The sequence below is a fragment of the Erythrobacter donghaensis genome (assembly GCF_002155425.1).
Lineage (GTDB): Bacteria > Pseudomonadota > Alphaproteobacteria > Sphingomonadales > Sphingomonadaceae > Erythrobacter > Erythrobacter donghaensis.
Genome location: NZ_MUYG01000008.1, coordinates 50,454 through 66,583, shown reverse-complemented (window position 1 = coordinate 66,583; position 16,130 = coordinate 50,454). Strand labels below are relative to the sequence as shown.

The following is a 16,130-nucleotide window of genomic DNA, read 5'->3' as shown; positions in this document are numbered from 1 at the left end:
CTCTCCTCGCGCGCAGCTCAGCCCAGCGACCGGGCGGTGTTGATGACGTTGATCCCGTCGAAACGGGTGGTCGAAGAGCCGTGGCTCACCGCCGAAATCTGGCTTGGCTGGCCTTTGCCGTCGAAGAAGGAGCCGAACATGCGATAGTCAGTCTCGTCGCAGATGGCAGAGCAGGAGCCCCAGAATTCGGGGGTTCGCATCTGGTAGGCGACGTCCTCGATCATGGGGCCAAGCTTGCCGTTCTTGATCTCGTAGAACACCGTCCCGCCGAACTGCGCGTTGTAGCGCTGCTGGTCGATCGAGAAGCTGCCGCGCCCGGCGATGTAGATGCCGTTTTCGACCCCTGCGATCATGTCTTCGGGGCTCATCTTGGTCTTGCCGGGGGCGAGGCTGACGTTGGCCATGCGCTGGAACTGCACCGATGACCAGCTGTCGGCATAGCAGCACCCGTCGGACTCGTTCTTGCCGACGATATGCGCCTGATCGCGGATCGTCTGGTAATCGACCAGCACGCCGTCCTTGATGAGATCCCAGCGCTTGGTCTTCACGCCTTCGTCGTCGTAACCGACCGCGCCGAGGCTGCCGACCTGGGTCTTGTCGGCAAACAGGTTGACGATGTCGCTGCCGTATTTGAAGCCCTCGTCGCGCTTGTCCATCGTCGCGAAGCTGGTGCCGGCGTAATTCGCCTCGTAACCCAGCACGCGGTCAAGCTCGAGCGGGTGGCCGACGCTTTCGTGGATCGTCAGGCCGAGGTGATTGGGATCGAGCACGAGGTCATACTTGCCCGGCTTGACCGAAGGCGCCTTGAGCTTGGCCTGCGCCTCGTTCGCGGCGGCGATCGCGTCTTCCTTCATGTCGTAGGACATGCCGTAGGTGGTGAGGCCGTTCGACAGCACGAACTTGTCCTCGGCCCGCCCGTCCATGTATTCCCAGCCCAGCCCCATCGGCGCCGAAAGCCCCTCGCGTGAGCGGAACTTGCCGGTGGTGGTATCGACCGCGGTGACGGTGATCGGCGCCCAGATGCGGTGCACGTCCTGATCGATGTAGGAACCGTCGGTCGAGGCGAAATATTTCTGCTCGTTGACGAGGAACAGCAGCGAATTGACGAAGCTCGCCCCGGCGTTCAGCGCCGAATCGTTCACATCCATCAGCAGCGCGACCTTGTCGGCGATTGGCACTTCCATCGCGTTTTTCTTGATCGGAGTGCGCCAGTTGACCTCACCCACGCCCGGAGTGGGGGCAAGCTGGACGGCGCTGGTCTGGATGCGGGCATTGGCCTTGGCGATCGCGGTCGCCTGCCGGGCGGCGGCGGCGACCGCGTCCTCGGTCATCACGTCGGTCGCGGCAAAGCCCCATGCCCCGTCTGCGATCACGCGCACGCCGGTGCCGGTGCTTTCGGTGTTGACGATGTTCTCGACATTGCGTTCGCGGGTGATGACGAACTGGCGCAGATAGCGGCCTACGCGCACGTCGCAGTAGCTTGCCCCCGCGCTCGTCGCCGCAGCCAGCGCCGCATCGGCGAGGCTTTTCTTCACGGCGATGTCGATCCGGTCCTGCAATTGCTCAGCCGCAATCGCCTTGCCGAAGATCGAGGGTGAAAGCGCAGCGCCCGTGAAGAAGGTGCTGAGCGCCAAAAAGTCCCGTCTGTCCACGTGAATTCTCCCCGACCGGGCCAGCCTCGTCCCCCGGGCACTCCCCAAGGCGATGGCTGCCATTGCATTGCGGCGGGGGAATGATGGCCGATGGAGCCGAGGCAGGTCAAAGGCTTTGACCCGGCCCGAGGCAATTTCCATGCGACCTGTGACAAAGCCCCGCGTTGCCCTGTCCTAACCACCGGACGGCGGGCTGTGGGGGCAGCACACGACGAAACGCATGATGTTATCGACGAACAGGCCACCACCCGGCAGGGCAAGGCGGACAGCGGTCAGCGCGAAGGAGCCAGCCTGCGCGCGAGAAGGGCAAGAGTGTCCTCAGCCGACCCCGGCGGCATGGTGCCCGCCAGTTCGAGCGCGACCGCGCCGTGCAGCGTTGACCAGATCAGCGCCTCGGTCGCGCGGGCCTCGGCTTCGGGCAGGCCGCGCGCGATCAAGCGGTCGCCGATCACCGACAGAGTCGCGCGGGCGCGGGCCACGGCGCGGCCCAGCGGGCCGTCATCGGTGTCCTCCTGTTGGTGATGCTCGAACATCAGGCGGTAGGTGTTGGCGTTGCTCAGCGCGAAGGCGATGTAGGCGCGCCCCATCGCCAGCGCCTTGGCCGCGCCGTCGCCCGGGGTGTCGGCATGGGCGGCCTCGAGCCTTTCGGCAAAGCGCGCGAACCCGCGGATGCGCACTGCGGCAAGGATTGCGTCGCGGCTGGCGAAATAGCGATAGGGTGTCATCGGGCTGACCCCCAGCGCGGCGGCGATCTGGCGGAGCGAGACATTTTCCGCCCCGCGCTCGGCAAACAGGCCCTCGGCCACGTCGCACAGGCGCGCCTTGAAGGCGTGGAGTTCGTCGTCGGTCAGCGGGCGGGACACGTGGGGGCCTTTCGAAGTCCAGGGCAGGTTTGCAGCGATCACTTGACGGATCAAGCTTACAGTGTAAATTTACATTGTAAATCGAATCATCCAACCCAGGATCGGAGCCGTTCGTGACGTCCCTTGAAACCGACTATCTCGTCATCGGCGCTGGCGCAGTGGGAATGGCCTTTGCCGACACGCTCCTCGCCGAGAGCGATGCCCATATCACGATCATCGACCGGCAGTCGCGGCCCGGCGGGCACTGGAACGATGCCTATGGCTTCGTTGCTTTGCACCAGCCCTCGGCCTTTTACGGGGTGAACTCGCTGCCGCTGGGCGCCAATCGCAAGGACACGCACGGCGTCAACGCGGGGCTCTACGAACTCGCGTCTGGCGCGGAGGTGAGCGGCTACTATGACCGCGTGATGCGCCAGAGCCTGCTGGCTTCGGGCCGGGTGACCTATCTGCCGATGACCGAGTGGCGCGGCGATGGCCGGGCGGTGTCGCTGATGTCGGGCGAGGAGACGGCGATCACGGTGCGCCGCAAGACGGTCGACACCACCCACAACAGCCCGGTCATTCCCGCCAACCACACTCCGCGCTTCGCGGTGGAGGAGGGCGTCAGGATGGTGCCCCCCGGTGCGCTCCCCCGGCTGTGGCTGGAAAGCGAGCGGCCCACGCGCTTCGTGGTGCTCGGCGCGGGCAAAACCGCGATGGATGCGATCGGCTGGTTGCTCGCGATGGGCACGCCTTCCGAAGCAATTCAGTGGATCAAGCCGCGCGACAGCTGGCTGATCGACCGTTCCGGCACCCAGCCGGGTGAGGAGTTCTTCGACGCGGTGTTCGGCCGCCAGCTCGCACAGATGCGGGCCTTTGCCGAGGGGACGTCGCCTGAGGATATCTTCGCCCGGCTCGAAACGGCGGGCGTGGTGCTGCGGATCGACCCGGACGTGACTCCGACCATGTTCCACTATGCCACGATCTCGCACGGTGAAGTCGCCGAGCTGCGGCGCGTGACCAATGTGGTGCGCAAGGGCCGGGTGACTGCGATCACGCCTGACGCGATCATGCTGGAGGAGGGCAGCGAACCGGCAGTGGCGGGTGCGCTCTATATCGACTGCACCGCCTCGGCGGTCGAGCCGCGCGCTGCCGTGCCGATCTTCCAAGGCGACCGCATCGTCCCCCAGCTGGTGCGCGTGCCGCAGCCATGCTTCTCGGCGGCGCTGATCGCCTTTGTCGAGGCGCATTACCCCGATGACGATGCCGCGAGAAACGCTCTGTGCCGCACCGTGCCCTTCCCGCACGATCTCAAGAGCTACCTCACCACCAACATCGTCAACATCATGAATCAGGGCGCGTGGTTCGGCGATGAGCGCCTGGGCGCATGGATTCGCCGCAGCCGGCTCGACGGGTTCGGCAAGATCGCCGCAGGGGTCGACCGCAGCGATGCGGCGCGGGTGGCGGTCTTGCAGGAGCTGCGCGCGACGGGGCCGCAGGCGGTCGGCAACCTCATGCGGCTCGCGCAGCAGGGCTGATCGCGCGGCGCGCCGAGGCTTTTGCTCGGGCCTGTTCGGGCCTTTGATTTGTGCCTATGAGGGCGGCATTCGGCCCGCGTTCAGCCAGCGGGCCGTCAAATGCTGACCCCGCGAGTCCCGTGTTCGAACCGCCCGCCGCCCCCAACGCCCCGCTTGCGGAGGCCTTTCTCGCCGAGCGCGACCGGCTGCTGCGCTTTCTGCGTGCGCGTGGGGCTGGGGAGGCGGCGGAGGACCTGCTGCATGAGCTGTGGCTGCGGCTGTCGGGCGCGGCCGATCCCGAGGCGGCGGCGGGCATCGGCTACATGATGCGGGCCGCCGACCGGCTGATGATCGATCGTTATCGTGCCGAGCGCCAGTCCCGCCTGCGCGACAAGGCCTGGGCCGATACGCAGCCGGGCCTAGCCGACAATATCGCCCCGGCGCCCGGCCCCGAGCGCGCAATCGCCGCGCGCCAGCAGGTCGCCGCGATAGAGGCCGCGCTGACCGATCTCGGCCCGCGCGCCGCCGCGATCTTCCGCCGCCACCGTGTCGATGGCATCGCCCAGCGCGACATCGCCGCCGAATTCGGCGTCAGCCTGAGCACGGTCGAGAGCGATCTGCGGCGCGCCTATGCGCGTATCCTTGAGGCTCGGAAGGCGTTCGATGAGGTTTGAGGCGTGCGACTCCGTCTTGCAGTCAGGAGACTGTTCGAAATGACACCTGACCAGACCGCGATCCGCGATGCAGCGCTTGCCTGGGCGATCAGGACGGGCGAGCCCGACTTTGCCGATTGGGACGGCTTTACGGACTGGCTTGAGGCCGACCCTGCGCACGCCGACGCCTATGATGCGGTGCAGGCCGCGCTGGATGAGGCGGCAGCGCTGGTTCCTGAACCCGAAGCCGAGGCCGAGCCAGCGCCGAGCGCCGCCAATGACAACCCCGGCTGGCTGGCCGGGCACCGCGTGTGGCTGGGCGGAGCGGTCGCGGCGGTGCTGGTGCTGGCGACCACTTTCCTGCTCGGTGTCTGGCCGCAGGGCGAGACGCTCTACACCACCGCGCCGGGCGAGACGCGGATGATCGCATTGGATGATGGCAGCACAGTCGAACTTGGCGGCGGGAGCCGTCTGGCGGTCGCAGACGCACGCGCCGCACGGCTCGAAGCCGGGCAGGCGCTGTTCACGATCCGACATGATGCGGCGGACCCCTTCGTCCTTGAAGCGGGCGGGGCGCGGCTGGTCGATGCCGGAACGGTCTTCGACGTGCGCCTTGCGGGCGAGGGGCTAGACGTGGCGGTGGCCGAGGGCGCGGTGATCATCGACCCTGAAGCGCAGGCCGTCAGGATCGATGCGGGCGAGCGGGCCGTGGGCAGTGCCGGAGGGCGGTTTAACGTCGCCCCGGTCGACGTCGCGGCAGTGGGCGAATGGCGACGCGGGCGGATCAGCTTTGCCGATGCCAGCCTCGCCGAGATCGCCGCCGAACTTTCCCGCGCGACCGGCATAGACTTCACCAGCGATGACGGGGCAACCCGGCTGTCGGGCAGCATCGCGCTTGAAAGTATGCGCGCCGATCCGCGCGCGCTGGAGCCGCTGCTGGGGGTGCGGGTGCAGCCGCAGAATGGCGGCGATGGCTGGGTGATCGCGGCCCGTTAATCCGATGCGTCAGCTCGTCCCTTTTGCCGCGATAGCCGTCCTCGCCGCGCCCGCTGGGCTGGCGGCGCGTCCGGTCGAGCTTGCGATTCCGCCCGGCACCGTGGCCGAGGCCGCCATCGCGATCGCGCGGGCGACCGATGCCAGCATCGTCATCGCCGATCCGGCGCTGGGACGCCGCAAGATCGCCGCGATCAAGGGCCGGATGGATGCCGCGAGCGCTGTCAGGAAACTGGCGCGCGCGAGCGGGATGCAGGCGGTGAAGGTCGGCCCCGATGCATGGCGGCTGGTGGCCGCTCCGCCGCGCACCGCAAAGGCCGGGCGACAGCGCCCCGCCGCCGAAACACCGCGCGCATCCGCCGCCGCGCCGCAACCCCTTCCCGAGGCCGAGGGCCCGCCGATCATCGTCACCGCCAGCAAGCGCGACCTCACCTTCACCGAGGTGCCAGCGCAGGTGACATTGCTGGGCGGCGAAATGCTCGCCCGCGGCGGGGTGGGGGGGACCGAGAAGATCATGCAGCGCAGCGCCGCGGTCAGCTCCACCTATCTGGGCAGCGGGCGCAACAAGCTGTTCATTCGCGGCATCGCGGATTCGAGCTTCACCGGGCCGACGCAGGCCACGGTGGGGCAATATTTCGGCGACCTGCGCCTGTCCTACAACGCGCCCGATCCCGATCTGCGCCTGTCGGACATGGAGCGGGTCGAGATCCTCGAAGGGCCGCAGGGCACGCTCTATGGCGCAGGATCGCTTGGCGGGATCATCCGGCTGGTGCCGCGTGCGCCGGAGCCGGGTGAGACCAGTCTGGTGGTCTCGGGCGGGGCGGCGTTGATCGCCGGGGGCGAGCCGGGCGGCGATGCCAATGCCACGATCAACCTGCCGCTGGTCGGCGAGACCGCGACGTTGAGGCTCAATTTCGATGCGGCGACGCTGGGCGGCTATATCGACAAGCCCGCGCTGGGCCAGCGCAACGTCAACCGCACCGAGATCCTCGCCGGGCGGGCAGCGCTGAGGCTCGATCTTGCGCCGGACTGGAGCGCCGATGTGATCCTGCTGGGGCAGGATACCGAGGGCCAGGACAGCCAATATGCCGACCGCGAGGGACGCAGGCTCGAAAGCTCGGCCCGCGTCACCGAAGGCAGCCGCGCGCAATACGGCCAGGCGCAACTGGTGGTGAACGGCGCGATCGGCGGGGTCAGGATCAAGTCCTCGACCGGGATCGGCGCGCAGGATCTGACCGAACGCTACGACGCGACCGCGCCCGGCGGCATCCCACGGGTGTTCCGCCAGCGCAATGAAACGCGCATGATCGCCAACGAGACCCGCATCTGGCAGCCCGCCCTGCCGGGGCGTGCGCTCGGCTGGGTGCTGGGCAGCAGCATCATCGACAACCGCAACACACTGACCCGCGGGATCGGGCCTGCGGGAGAGCCCGAAACGGCCAGCACCGGGGTCGAGAACACCGTGTTCGAGATCACCGGCTATGGCGAGGCGAGCTACCGCCTGCTGCCCGTGCTGACGCTGGCGGCGGGCCTGCGTGTCACCAGTGTCGAGCTGGGCGGGGAGGGCGAGAACGTGCCGCTGCCGGTCGCGATCGCAGGTCGGGCGGTGACGGCGACCCGGCGGCAGACCGCGTGGCTTCCCTCAGCCTCGGCGCTGGTCGATGTCGGCGATGATGGCCGCGCTTGGCTGCGCTATCAGGAGGGCTTCCGCCCCGGCGGGCTGGCGGTGTCGGGCGATTTCGTGCGCCAGTTCACATCCGACCACGCCCGCACGGTGGAGCTGGGAGGCGGCTGGGGCGTGCCGGGGCGGGGCGACTTTGATGTCTCGGCGAGCCTCTCCTACACCCGCTGGCGCGACATTCAGGCCGATTTCATCGACGAGGGCGGCCTGCCTTCGACCGCCAATATCGGCAACGGCACGATCCTCGCGGCGAGCGTGTCGGGCAGCGTGCGCCTGGCGCCGGGGCTGCGGCTCGATGCGGGTGCGACGATCAATGACAGCCGGGTCGACGTGCCGCAATTCTTCGCGCTGACTCCGTTTTCGCTGGCCGGATTCGATATCGTGCCGCCCCGCGGGGCCGAAAGCGCAGCGCGCGTTCTTGCTGCGCCGCGCTTGGGGCGCATCCCCAATATCGCACAGGTTTCGGGCCGGGCCGGGCTGCAATGGCGGCGCGAGTTCGGCAATGGCACCGCGCTGCTGGCCGATGGCTGGATCAGCTATGTCGGCAAATCCCGCCTCGGGGTCGGGCCGGAGCTGGGCGAATTGCAGGGCGATTACCTCGACAGCGGGCTGATCGTGCGCTTCGGACGCGACAATGCCGGGCTGACGCTGACGCTTTCCAACTTGTTCGAAAGTCAGGGCAATCGCTTTGCGCTGGGCACGCCCTTCTCGACCGGACGGGCGCAGATCACCCCGCTTCAGCCGCGCACCATCCGCATCGGGTTCGACACGCGGTTCTGACTTTTTTGCACATCGGGCCAAGGCGCGCGCGCAAGGTCTCCGTCTCCTGAGACAAAGGATCAGGAGGAACCCCGAACATGAACACCCGCACGCTTCTGGCTGGCACCGCGCTTGCCGCTCTGTCAGGGCCGCTGGCCGCGCAGACCGTCATCACCACCGCGCGCACAACCCCGGTGGTGACCTCGACCGTCAACAACGGCCAGCCCGCCGATGTGCGGATCGAGACGACCGGATCGGTGACAGTGACGAGCGGCACGGCGGTGACGGTCGACAGCAACAATTCGGTGACCAACGCGGGCAATATCGCGATCAGCAATGCCGACAACGCCACCGGCATTCTGGTGACCGGGCCGCGCACCGCCAACATCACCAATTCCGGCACGATCACCATCGACGAGACCTACACCGCGACCGACACCGACAATGACGGCGATCTCGACGGGCTCTTCGCGATCGGTACGGGCCGCACCGCGATCCGCATAGACGGCGCGCTGACCGGCAATCTCAGCCACACCGGCACGATTCTGGTCGAGGGCAACAATTCCGCCGGCATCCGCGCGACCGGGCCGATCACCGGCACCTTCACGCATGAAGGCAAGACCACCGTGACCGGCAACAATTCGGTTGGCGTGGCGATGAGCGACATCTCGGGCAACGTCCGACTGGCGGGCGAGATCACCGCGCGTGGGCTGAATGCGCAAGGGGCAGTGCTGGGCGGAAATCTCGGCGGTGCCCTGAAAGTCCAGAGCGCGATCACGGTAAGCGGCTATCGGACCGTACCTGCTCCGGCGGATGTCTCGCGGCTCGATGCCGACGATCTGCTGCAAGGCGGCAGCGCGCTGGTGATCGAGGGCAATGTCGCCAAGGGGATCATCTTCGAGATCGCACCCGCCAACGCGTTGCCCAACGACAATGACGAGGACAAGGACGGGATCGAGGACGCCAAGGAAGGCAACACCCGCATCATCGCCTATGGCGCGGCTCCGGCGGTGCAGATCGGCGGCGCAAACGACATCGCCATCGGCGCGACCGAGGGCACCTCAAACAATTTCGGCATCGTCATGGCAGGAACGATCCTGGGCGACGGGGTCTATAGCGGCGTCACCGGCACGGGGATGCGGATCGGTGGGCGCGGCGGAGACGTCGCCATCGTCAACGGGATCCAGATCAACGGCCAGATCGGCGGCGCGGCGCGCGCGGCCAATGCTACCGCGCTCGAACTCGGCGCTGGCACCACCGTGCCCGTGATCAACAACGCGGGCACCATCGCCGCCAGCGTCGCGGGCACCGACACCACCACCGGCCAGGCGACCGCGCTGCTGGTCGACCAGAATGCGAGCCTCGGCATCCTGCGCAATTCGCGGTCGATCACGGCGGCCACCACCAAGGCCGGATCGGCTGTCGCCATTCTCGACCGTTCGGGCACGCTCGGGCTGATCGAGAACAGCGGCACCATCTCGGCGAGCGGGGCCGACACGGCCTCGAACCGCAATGTCGCCATCGACCTGTCGGCGCGCACCGCGGGCAGCATTGTCCGCCAGACCGCAGTCAGCAGCGGCAATCCCGCGCCTTCGATCATCGGCGACATCCGCTTCGGCAGCGGCAATGACCTGCTCGAGCTGCTCGACGGCGGGGCAAGCGGCACGGTCAGCTTCGGCGGGGGCACCAACCAGCTCCTGATGAGCGGCGATGCGATCTTCAGCGGCACCGCCGATTTCGGCGGCGGCGCGGGAACGCTGCGGATTGCAGACACGGCAGGCTTCGGCGGGCGGCTGGCCAATGCGCAGAATGTCGCGGTCAATCTCGCGGGCGGCACGCTCGCGCTGACCGGCCCGGCCACGATCGCCAGCCTCGATATCGGCGCGAACGGCGTCATCGGCGCGACGCTGGGCGGCGCGGCGGGCACCGACACCGCAATCACCGTCACCGGCACCGCGAATTTCGCCACGGGATCGAAGATCCGCATCCGCCTTGCCGATCTCGATACGGCGGGCGGCACCTACACGGTGATCTCGGCCGGGAGCCTGACGGGGGGAAGCAACCTCACCGCCGACAGCGCGCTGGTGCCGTTCCTCTACAAGGCCGCTCTGGCGGTCAGCGGCAACAACATCAATGTCGCGATCACCCGCAAGGCGACCGCCGACCTCGGCCTCAACGCTTCGGAAAGTGCGGCCTTCGACAGCCTGTTCGCCGCGCTGGACGAGGACGACAAGGTCGCCGGGCTGTTCCTCGGGATCAACAATGCCGAAGTGTTTCAGGCCTATGTCGCGCAGACCCTGCCCGATCACGCCGGGGGCACCTTCGAAGGGCTGAGCCAGGGCCTGCGCGCCTTCGACCGGCACTTCATGGACCCGAACACGCCCTTCGACGAGGAAGGCAAGTTCCGCATCATCGCCGATTTCGCCAACTGGAATCTCGACAAGGCGCGCGGGGATTCGGCGGCCTTCGACCTTACCGGGCTGGGGTTCCGGGGCGGGGCGGAATACCTCACCGGCTTCGGCGCGGTCGGCGTGACCGGCAGCTGGCTGTGGAGCAAGCACACAAACGGCCCGTTCGACAATTCGGTGCTCGGCGACAGCTATGAAGCCGGCGTCCACTGGCGCGGCAAATTCGGCCCGGTGATCGGCTTTGCGCGCGTCGGCGCGGGCAAGGCGGATTTCTCGGGCAGCCGCGTGTTTGCCGGGGGGACGGGCACTGATGCCGTCAACTACACCATCCAGCGCGACTGGAGCGGCGATTTCGTCACCGCCACCGGCGGCGTGTCGATCGAGGGCGGGTCGCAGTTCTTCTTCTTCCGCCCCTCGCTGGTGATCGACTATCTGCGCCTCAAGGAAGACGGCTACACCGAGACCGGCGGCGGCGATGCGCTGAACCTGACGGTCGAGGACCGCGCCAGCAAGGAAGTCGGCATCAACGGCGCGGTTACCGTGGGTGCGGACCTGTGGGGGATGCAGGCGCGCGATACCGGCTGGTTCCGGCTCGAGGCCGAAGGCGGCTGGCGCGAATTGCTGACCAGCGATCTCGGCGCGACCCGCGCGCGCTATGGCGAGGGTAACCTCTTCACGCTCAACCCCGAAGGACGCGACAGCGGCTGGTTCGCGCGCGCCCGCGCGCTGGGCGGGGATGGCAGCTACAAGATCGCAGGCGAGCTCGGACTGGAAGAACAGTTCGGCGAGATCGGCTACAGCTTGCGCGCATCGATCCGCTTCGGCTGGTGATGCGCGCCGGGTGCCGACCGCCCAATGCCCCCCCGCAGGCCCCGTCGGCACCCGCTTTTCTGATCGCTATCGCGTAACCACCTTGCCCGACATCGGGGCGAGCTTGGCGAGCAGTCGGTTTTGCGCGGCAAAGGGCACGCCCGCCTCGCGCATCGCGGTCTGAAGGTTCTCGACCAGCGCGTTCATGTCGGCCTTGGTCACGCCCATTTCGGCGTGCGAGGCCGCCATGTCGCGCCCGGTGTAATCGCAGCCCGCGCCGAGCAGGTAGCAGAACTGTTCGCCAAGCGTGCGCTTGAGACGCACCATGTCATGCGCGGCGAAGATATCGGCGATGCGCGGATCGGCTTCGGATAATTCGACTGTGCGCTCGGCAATCCGGCGGATCCCCTCGCGCCCGCCGAAGTCGGCGACCAGCGCGGCGCTGTCATAGGGCGCGGCCCCGGCGTTGGCGTTGGACTGTTCGTAAGGATCAACCGGCAGCTCGCCCGTTACCGGATCGCGCTCTTTTACCTCGACCCCGAATTCGGCGTCCCAGTCGGTCCCCTCGGCTGGGGCCTGCTGGGCGATCAGCAATGCGGCGGCAGTGGTGGCGGTCAGCAGCAGCATGGCAAAAACTCCGGAGGCAGTGTCAGAACGCGACCTGCGCGGACAGGAACCCGCCGCGCTGATCGGAGAAAGTGGCGATCGAACCCAGGTCGACATAGGCCGCCGTCAGGGTCAGATTGTTGGTCAGGGCATAGGCGGCGAAGATGTCAATCCAGTCATCATCGCCGAGGCCGAGATTGTCGGGCTTGGAGCGATATTCCGCCCCCACCAGCGCGCGGCGCGACAGCTGGTAGCCCAATGAGCCTTCGAATTGCAGCCTGTAGCCCGCCCCCGCTGCCGATCCGAAGCCGAGCAGGCCGAGCTCGTTCGCCTCGGTGTAGCGCAGCGTCGCATTCACCAGCAGGCTTTGCGCGAGCAGCAGCTTGGTGGCGCTGAGCGTGTAGTCCGTGCCCTCGTCGTCCGCCGCCCCCAGCGCGCGCACCAGCGCGCCGTCGGCGCTGCGCTTGTGCTCGATGCCAACCGCGATCTGCGGCAGCCAGCTTTCGCCGTAAACAAGATCGCCCGCCACCCGCAGCTTTGCGCCGAAGGTGTCGAGATTGAAGGTATAGCCCTGCCCGATGCCCAGCAGCGCGCCGACATCGCGGGTGTCGAAATTGGCGCGGGCGTAGGAGAGCTCCACCCGGTCGCCGAGCCCGATCGCCACGCCGTAGGAGCGCCAGCCATAGTCGGGCAGTTCGACAGCAGTGGCATGGGCCGAAACCCCGATCCCGCCGGGCATTTGCCGCCCGCCGATCGTCGCCCAGCGCGCAAGGCCCCCGCCCGATGAACCTTCGACAGTGGTCACGCCATTGGTGAGCAGCAGCTTGCCGCCCTTGAACAGATCAACCTTGCCCAGCCGCAAGCCCTCATCCGCCAGCGCCGTGCTCTCACCCAGCGGTTGCAGCGCGCGCGCCGTGGCCGGGGCGGCGAGCGGTGGCGGGGCCGGAGTCATCGCCGGAATCTCGGCGTCCAGCACCTCGATATAGGCGATCTGCGGTGGAAGCACGCCGGGGGCCGTCGCTGCGGGCGCGTCGGGATCGGCGGGCAGGGTGGGGACAGCGCTCGCGGCAGTCGCAAGCACTATCAGGCTGGCAAGGCACATCGTCATCTCGCCTGCCCGGCTAGCCTGAAAGGGTAAAATTGCCCTAAACCATGCGGCGAAGGTTTCTTAAGGGGTGTGCCGTAAGGCCACCCTCAGCCATGCGCCCGATTTGCCTCCCCCACACCGTCTCCCGCCCCCGCGCGGCACTTGCCCTTGCTGGCCTCGCCGCCGCCGGGATCGTGCTCGCAGGCGCGCCACTGGCCGAAGCAGCCGGCCCTGCCAGCTTGCGCGTGCAGGTGGTCGACGAGGCCGGCTTGCCGGTGCGCGATGCGGTGGTGGAACTGCGCAGTGCCAAGCCCCCGGCGGGCGCGATTCGCTTCCCCTGGAAGATGGGCATGGCGCAGAAGAGCCTGCAATTCACCCCCGGCACGCTGATCGTCGCCCGCGGCAGCACCGTGGCCTTTCCCAATCTCGATACGGTGCGCCATTCGATCTATTCCTTCTCCAAGCCCGCCCGCTTCGAGATCGATCTCTATGGGCGCGATCAGACCCGCAGCCACACCTTTGCCGTGACCGGCAGCGTCAAGCTGGGGTGCAATATCCACGATCAGATGCGCGGCTACATCCGCGTCACAGACACGCCCTTTACGGGCAAGACCGATGGCAATGGCTATGTCACCCTCACCGGCATGGCGGGCGGCGGGGCGAGCCTGACGGTATGGCACCCGCAATTGCGCGGGATGGCCAACGAGAGCAAATCCGCGATCACCATCACCGGCGGCGCGCAGGCGCACAAGCTCAAGGTCGCGGTGAAGTGAGCCCGGCGGCGCTGGTGCGATTGCCCGCGCGCGCGGCATGGGCGCGCGTGTCGGGGCTGCGCTTCGGATCGCTGCGCGCGCGCATCGCGCTGCTTTACGCCGGGCTGTTTGCGGCGGTGCTGGGACTGGTGGTGAGCCTTGCCGCCGGCGGTCTGGAACGCTTTGCCGAGGCAGGTGCGGCGCGCGACCTTGGTGCCAATGCCCGCGTGTTCGACGAAATCCTCGCCGGCCGGGCGCGGCAGATGGGCGATCAGGCCGGAGTGCTGGCGCGTGATTTCGGCTTCCGCGAGGCGGTCGCCACCGGTGATGCGCCGACTATCGCCAGCGCGCTCGAAAGCCTCGAAAGCCGGGTGCGCAGCGACATGGCCTTCGTGCTGACGCTGGAGGGCGAGGTGCTCGCCGCCGATGCCAGCGGTGTCCCCGCGCCTGAAACGCTGTGGACCCGGCTCGATGAAGGCGGCACCCGCGGGATCATCGCGTCGGACAAGGGGCTGGCCCTCGCCGCCGCCGCGCCGATCGAGGCGCCCGATCTGATCGGCTGGCTGGTGATCGCCCAACCCCTCGACCGCGCCGAGCTTGACCGGCTGGTGGAACTCGCCCCGATCGCGCTCGATGCGCAGGTGGTCGAAGCGGGTGCGCAGGCCCCGTGGCTGAAAGACGCCGCCGCCGATGCCGTGTTCGAACGCGAAGCCGCAGGCGAACGCTCGCTCTATCACGTTTCCGATCTGGCGGTGCTGCAAGACGGGATCGCCCCGCGGCTGGTGCTGCGCCACGCACTGGACGAATCGCTCGCCGCTTACAGCAGTCTCAAGGGCTGGCTGATCGCGCTCGCCGCGGGCGGGATCGCGCTGGTGCTGGGCCTCAGCTGGAAGGTCGCGCGCACCGTGACCGAGCCGCTGCAGCAGCTCGATACCGCCACCCGGCTGATCGGCGAGGGGCGCGAAGTCACGCTTGCGGTCGAAACCGATGATGAGATCGGGCGGCTGGCGGAAAGCTTTAACAAGATGGTCGCCGCGATCGAGGAGCGCGAGCGGCAGATCATCCATGTCGGCCTGCATGACGGGCTGACCGGTCTTCCCAACCGCAAGCTGTTTACCGAACAGCTCGCCAACACCCTCGCGCGGCGCCGTGCGGGGGAGCGGGTGATGGTCGTCTATGTCGATCTTGATGACTTCAAGATGGTCAACGATACGCTTGGCCACCCCGCCGGTGACGCACTGCTGCGGATGGTCGCCGATCACCTCAGGGAAGACCACCCCGATGCCCTGATCGCACGTCTGGGGGGCGACGAATTCGCTATCCTGATCGATGGAATCGACGACAAGGCGAGCCTCGGCAACATCGCCGACGGACTCCAGCGCAGCTTCGATCGTCCGCTTTCGGTCAATGGTCAGGCCGCGACCTGCGGGGCGAGTATCGGCATCGCGATGGCCCCGGTCGATGGCGAGGACGGCATCACGCTGATGAAGAACGCCGACCTCGCGCTCTACCGGGCCAAGCACGAAGGCAAGGCGGGGTATCACTTCTTCGAACCCGCGCTGGATGAAGCCGCCCGCCAGCGCCGCCAGCTGGAGCTGGACCTGCGCGCCGCGATCAAGGACGGCGGCTTCGAGCTCCACTTCCAGCCGCTCTATTCGCTGGCGGAAAAGCGCCTGACCGGGTTCGAGGCGCTGATCCGCTGGAACCATCCCAAACGCGGGCGGGTCAATCCAGTCGAATTCATCCCGCTGGCCGAGGAAACCGGCCTCATCATCCCGATCGGCGAATGGGTGCTGCGCGAGGCCTGTCATCAGGCGAGCATGTGGCCCGATGATGTCAGCGTGGCGGTCAATGTCTCGCCCAAGCAGTTCGCCGCCAGCGGGATCGCCAGCACGGTGCTGTCGGCGCTGTCGGCCAGCGGCCTGCCGCCGCACCGGCTCGAGCTGGAGATCACCGAAAGCATCTTCATCGCCGATGTCGACACCACGCTGTCGACGCTGCACAGCTTGCGCAATCTTGGGGTCAAGATCGCGCTCGACGATTTCGGCACGGGCTATTCATCGCTCAGCTACCTGCGCTCTTTCCCCTTCGACAAGGTCAAGATCGACAGGAGTTTCGTGGAGGACCTCGGCACCAGCACCAATGGCCATGCCATGATCCGTGCGATCACCATGCTTGCAGGCGCGTTGGGGATGGAAACGCTGGCTGAAGGGGTGGAGGACATCGCCCAGTTCGAAGTGCTCGAACGCGAGGGATGCCAGAACATTCAGGGCTATCTCTTCTCCAGACCTGTCGCCGCCGACGCGGTCGCGGGGCTGCTGCGCGACGGGGCAGGCTATCAGCGCGAGCTGCGCGCCTGAGAGCAGCTGC

General features: G+C 67.6%; 11 protein-coding genes. 7 read left to right on the top strand and 4 right to left on the bottom strand.

The features are described from left to right. Positions 1-17: 17 nt before the first annotated feature. Together BZF59_RS04845 and BZF59_RS04840 are read right to left on the bottom strand one after the other, a co-directional pair. Positions 18-1,652, bottom strand: a complete 1,635-nt coding sequence (locus BZF59_RS04845) for a TldD/PmbA family protein (RefSeq protein WP_086607132.1) — start codon at positions 1,650-1,652, stop codon at positions 18-20. A gap of 272 nt (positions 1,653-1,924) precedes the next feature. Next, positions 1,925-2,515 carry a TetR/AcrR family transcriptional regulator gene (locus BZF59_RS04840; RefSeq protein WP_086607374.1) on the bottom strand — a complete coding sequence of 197 codons (591 nt, stop codon included), beginning with the start codon at positions 2,513-2,515 and terminating at the stop codon, positions 1,925-1,927. Between the two features lie 113 nt (positions 2,516-2,628). Here BZF59_RS04840 and BZF59_RS04835 point away from each other — a divergent pair, with 113 nt between their 5' ends. The 5 genes from BZF59_RS04835 (at position 2,629) to BZF59_RS16190 (ending at position 11,336) form a co-directional block, all read left to right on the top strand. Then, positions 2,629-4,032: an NAD(P)-binding protein gene (locus BZF59_RS04835; RefSeq protein WP_143738094.1), complete on the top strand. Its 1,404-nt coding sequence runs from the start codon at positions 2,629-2,631 to the stop codon at positions 4,030-4,032. A 119-nt stretch (positions 4,033-4,151) separates the two neighbouring features. After that, positions 4,152-4,685, top strand: coding sequence for an RNA polymerase sigma factor (locus tag BZF59_RS04830; protein WP_245806029.1), 534 nt, complete (start codon positions 4,152-4,154; stop codon positions 4,683-4,685). Between the two features lie 39 nt (positions 4,686-4,724). Beyond that, positions 4,725-5,660 (top strand): FecR family protein, encoded by a 936-nt coding sequence (locus BZF59_RS04825; RefSeq protein ID WP_086607129.1) that lies wholly within the window; start codon positions 4,725-4,727, stop codon positions 5,658-5,660. 4 nt (positions 5,661-5,664) lie between these two features. Beyond that, the gene (locus BZF59_RS04820) at positions 5,665-8,118 is read left to right on the top strand and encodes a TonB-dependent receptor (RefSeq protein ID WP_086607128.1); all 2,454 of its coding nucleotides are present in this window, start codon (positions 5,665-5,667) and stop codon (positions 8,116-8,118) included. A gap of 77 nt (positions 8,119-8,195) precedes the next feature. Then, complete coding sequence (locus tag BZF59_RS16190) at positions 8,196-11,336, top strand: autotransporter outer membrane beta-barrel domain-containing protein (RefSeq protein ID WP_086607127.1); 3,141 nt, start codon at positions 8,196-8,198, stop codon at positions 11,334-11,336. 66 nt (positions 11,337-11,402) lie between these two features. Here the strand turns inward: BZF59_RS16190 and BZF59_RS04810 are convergent, their stop codons facing one another. Both BZF59_RS04810 and BZF59_RS04805 read right to left on the bottom strand, forming a co-directional pair. Next, positions 11,403-11,942 carry a group I truncated hemoglobin gene (locus tag BZF59_RS04810; RefSeq protein ID WP_086607126.1) on the bottom strand — a complete coding sequence of 180 codons (540 nt, stop codon included), beginning with the start codon at positions 11,940-11,942 and terminating at the stop codon, positions 11,403-11,405. Positions 11,943-11,964: 22 nt separating this feature from the next. After that, a complete protein-coding gene (locus BZF59_RS04805; RefSeq protein WP_245806028.1) occupies positions 11,965-13,002 on the bottom strand; it encodes a DUF3034 family protein in 1,038 nt (345 codons plus the stop codon). A gap of 119 nt (positions 13,003-13,121) precedes the next feature. Between BZF59_RS04805 and BZF59_RS04800 the strand changes: the two genes are divergently transcribed. Both BZF59_RS04800 and BZF59_RS04795 read left to right on the top strand, forming a co-directional pair. After that, positions 13,122-13,781 carry a cupredoxin domain-containing protein gene (locus BZF59_RS04800; protein ID WP_245806027.1) on the top strand — a complete coding sequence of 220 codons (660 nt, stop codon included), beginning with the start codon at positions 13,122-13,124 and terminating at the stop codon, positions 13,779-13,781. Further along, positions 13,778-16,120, top strand: coding sequence for a putative bifunctional diguanylate cyclase/phosphodiesterase (locus tag BZF59_RS04795; protein WP_158094274.1), 2,343 nt, complete (start codon positions 13,778-13,780; stop codon positions 16,118-16,120). The genes BZF59_RS04800 and BZF59_RS04795 overlap by 4 nt, the downstream gene beginning before the upstream one ends. Positions 16,121-16,130 lie beyond the last annotated feature (10 nt).

Bases quoted from the DNA above. Each gene is read 5' to 3' on its own strand.
- BZF59_RS04800 (WP_245806027.1), top strand. From the start codon at position 13,122: ATGCGCCCGATTTGCCTCCCCCACACCGTCTCCCGCCCCCGCGCGGCA.
- BZF59_RS04820 (WP_086607128.1), top strand. From the start codon at position 5,665: ATGCGTCAGCTCGTCCCTTTTGCCGCGATAGCCGTCCTCGCCGCGCCC.
- BZF59_RS04810 (WP_086607126.1), bottom strand. From the start codon at position 11,942: ATGCTGCTGCTGACCGCCACCACTGCCGCCGCATTGCTGATCGCCCAG.
- BZF59_RS16190 (WP_086607127.1), top strand. From the start codon at position 8,196: ATGAACACCCGCACGCTTCTGGCTGGCACCGCGCTTGCCGCTCTGTCA.
- BZF59_RS04825 (WP_086607129.1), top strand. From the start codon at position 4,725: ATGACACCTGACCAGACCGCGATCCGCGATGCAGCGCTTGCCTGGGCG.